This window comes from Pseudoroseomonas cervicalis ATCC 49957, assembly GCF_000164635.1.
In the GTDB taxonomy this organism is placed as follows: Bacteria; Pseudomonadota; Alphaproteobacteria; order Acetobacterales; family Acetobacteraceae; genus Pseudoroseomonas; species Pseudoroseomonas cervicalis.
Map to the genome: position 1 here is coordinate 1 of NZ_GG770881.1, position 2,766 is coordinate 2,766.

At 70.1% G+C, this 2,766-nt stretch carries 2 protein-coding genes; both read left to right on the forward strand.

Annotated features, from left to right (window positions below):
• Nucleotides 1-754: 754 nt before the first annotated feature.
• Entirely contained in the window at nucleotides 755-1,210 is a 456-nt protein-coding gene (locus tag HMPREF0731_RS19955; protein ID WP_007006023.1) for a tripartite tricarboxylate transporter TctB family protein, read from the forward strand.
• A 10-nt stretch (nucleotides 1,211-1,220) separates the two neighbouring features.
• Nucleotides 1,221-2,735, forward strand: a complete 1,515-nt coding sequence (locus HMPREF0731_RS19960; RefSeq protein WP_040614195.1) for a tripartite tricarboxylate transporter permease — start codon at nucleotides 1,221-1,223, stop codon at nucleotides 2,733-2,735.
• The last annotated feature ends 31 nt before the right edge of the window (nucleotides 2,736-2,766 follow it).

Below are 2,766 nucleotides of genomic sequence, written 5' to 3' on the forward strand. Positions count from 1 at the left end.
CCTCCCCGGACGGCACGGCGGCATGGGCATGGGGGCGCGGCTCACCCGGCGCGCAGGCGTGGCAACGCCGCCGCCCGCCACCCCAGGGGGGCGGGGCGGGTCCGGTCCGGTGCGGTCTCGGTCGGGCGGGGCCAGCGCATGGGGGCGCCTAATGCAAGAAGCTTACCAGAAAGCCATGATTCCGTAATGTGCTGATAATTCTGACATTTTGGTAAGATGGCGGGCCCACCATGTCTGGAAATCCGAACATTCCCCCTGTCCGGCGTCCGGGATTCCGAACCATCGCGACGTATGTTGCGGTGCAAAAAAGCGTGATCGGCCGCCGGCGAGGGCCTGCGGAAACCTCGGCCTTGACATTTTGAGGGGCGGCCTGGCCCGGCCGGGCGTGAGAGCGGCGCCGCGCGGCGCCCAGGCGGGGCGGCGGAGGCGGTTTCGCCGGCCGCGCCCATGCCGCCGTGGCGGGGTCCGGGCGCCGGCGTTTGGAATCCCGAACCGCCAGGGCCGCCGCCGGCCGGCCCGCGCCCGGCGCATCCGCCGCGCCCGATATCGTAACAGACTGATTTCACGAATTTTCCGTACGCGGCACGGTTCTTGAGAGAGGCCGGTTCCGCGGGCCCCGGAACCGGCCCGCGGCGCGGCCGCGACCGGCGCCGCGACCCTCGCAGAGTTAAGGAAGAGACGTGCAGATGCAGGTTTTCCCCGGCCGAACCGGCCGGGCAGGGGCCAGGCGCCCCGCCACGACGAGGCCCCTGCCATGAACAGCCGCGTGGACCCGCGCGACCTGATCGGCGGGGTGGTGCTGATCGGCATCGGCCTGGCCGCCGTGCTGATCGGCGGCGACTACCCCTTCGGCAGCGCCCGCCGCATGGGGCCGGGCTATTTCCCGGTGGTGCTGGGCTGGATCTGCGCCGCGCTCGGCGTGGCCATCATCGCCAAGGGCTGCATCCCCAAGCTGTGGGACGAGGGCAAGCTGCAGGCGCCGGCCTGGCGTGGGCTGCTCGGCGTCAGCGCCGCCATCATGGCCTTCGTGCTGCTGGGCGACCGGCTGGGCCTGGTGCCCGCCACGCTGCTGCTGGTGGGCATCGGCGCGGTGATGGACCGCAACAATGGCTGGCGCGCCGTGCTGCTGCTGAGCCTCGGCGTGACGATCGGCGGCGTCGCCCTGTTCGTCTACGGGCTTGGCGTCATCTTCCCCCTGTTCGGCCGGTGATCGCGCGATGATGGACACCTTCACCAACCTGGCCGCCGGGTTCCAGATCGCCTTCACGCTGCAGAATCTGGGCTATTCGCTGCTCGGCGTCTTCGTGGGCAACCTGATCGGCGTGCTGCCGGGCATCGGCCCGCTGGCCGCCATCTCGATCCTGCTGCCGGTCACCTTCGGCATGGAGCCGACCGGCGCGCTGATCATGCTCGCCGGCATCTACTATGGCGCGCAGTATGGCGGCGCCACCACCTCGATCCTGCTGAACATCCCGGGCGTCGCCTCGCACGCGGTGACCTGCCTGGACGGCTACCCGATGGCCCGCCAGGGCCGGCCCGGCGTCGCCATCTTCACCTCGATGTACTCGTCCTTCATCGGCGCCTGCATCGGCATCCTGATCATGATCTTCTTCTCGCCGCTGATGGTGAAGGCGGCGCTGTCCTTCGGCCCGGCCGACTACTTCGCCATGATGGCGCTGGGGCTGATCGCCGCCTCGACGCTGGCGCAGGGCTCGGCGCTGAAGAGCATCGCCATGGTGGTGCTCGGCCTGCTGATCGGCTGCATCGGCACCGATGTGCAGACCGGGCTGCAGCGCTTCACCGGCGGCATCCCGGAGCTGTCGGACGGCATCAACCTGGTGGCGGTCGCCACCGGCATGTTCGGCCTGGCCGACATCTTCGCCAATGTGAACCGCACCGAGGGCTCGATCCTGACCAAGGGCAAGGGGCTCGCCATGCGCGCCATGTTCCCGACCCTGGCCGAGTTCCGCCGCATCACCGCGCCGATCCTGCGCGGCACCGGCATCGGCGCCATCCTGGGCATCCTGCCGGGCACCGGCGGCACCATCGCCTCCTTCATGTCCTACGCCTTCGAGAAGCGCGTCTCCCGCACGCCGGAGCGCTTCGGCAAGGGCGCGATCGAGGGCATCGCGGCCCCCGAATCCTCCAACAACGCGGCGGCGCAGACCGCCTTCATCCCGACGCTCACCCTCGGCATCCCGGGCGACGCGGTGATGGCGCTGATGCTGGGCGCGCTGATCATCTTCGGCATCCAGCCGGGGCCCCGCTTCCCGGCCGAGCATCCGGACATCTTCTGGTCGCTGATCGCCAGCTTCTGGATCGGCAACCTGCTGCTGGTGATCATGAACATCCCGCTGATCGGGCTGTGGGCGCGGCTGCTGCTGGTGCCCTACCGGCTGATGTATCCGGCGATCCTGTTCTTCATCTGCATCGGCGTCTACAGCATCAACAACTCGCTGTTCGATGTCGGCATCGCGCTGGCCTTCGGCGTGCTCGGCTACGGCATGAACATCCTGGGCTTCGAGGCGGCGCCGCTGCTGCTGGGCTATGTGCTCGGGCCGCTGATGGAAGAGCAACTGCGGCGTGCCATGCTGCTGTCGCGCGGCGATCCGTCGGTGTTCATCGAGCGGCCGATCTCGGCCACGCTGCTGGCCATGTGCGCCGGACTGGTCGTCTGGACCGCCTGGTCGGCGCTGAAGGCCCGCCGCCCCGCCGCGGCGCCGGCGGAGGGCTGAGGCCGCGCCGGCCCGTCCCCGCCGCCGGCAC